Source organism: Streptomyces sp. MMG1121, assembly GCF_001280015.1.
Classification (GTDB): Bacteria; Actinomycetota; Actinomycetes; order Streptomycetales; family Streptomycetaceae; genus Streptomyces.
In genome coordinates this window covers 1-310 of the sequence record NZ_LGDV01000113.1, presented here as the reverse complement: position 1 = coordinate 310, position 310 = coordinate 1, and the positions used below count along the sequence as shown (strand labels likewise).

At 79.0% G+C, this 310-nt stretch carries 1 pseudogene; it reads left to right on the top strand.

Annotation, left to right across the window (positions count from 1 at the left end):
• Nucleotides 1–201: 201 nt before the first annotated feature.
• Nucleotides 202–310: pseudogene (locus ADK64_RS44875) on the top strand (NAD(P)/FAD-dependent oxidoreductase); the annotation flags it as partial.

The following is a 310-nucleotide window of genomic DNA, read 5'->3' as shown; positions in this document are numbered from 1 at the left end:
CATCGCTGTAGGGACCGGCGTGCGACGCAGGGCCGTCACCCGCGCCCCGCCGACGGGGCCGGGGCTCCCGCTGGGGGGGCCGCAGGCGGGGGTTAACGAACGGGGGCGCGCCGGGCCTGGCTGCCAAGGGCACCGCAGGCGGGTGCCGGGCCAGGAGGACGGGAACCCTCGAAGCAGGTCGCCCCCCGACCTCGCCGGGGGGGGGGGGGGCCCGCCGGTTCGACCGCCGCGACGGCGGTGGCCCTGCGAGGACACCGGGTGCTGCTGCTGGAGCGGGAGACCTTCCCCAGGTACCGGATCGGCGAGTCCC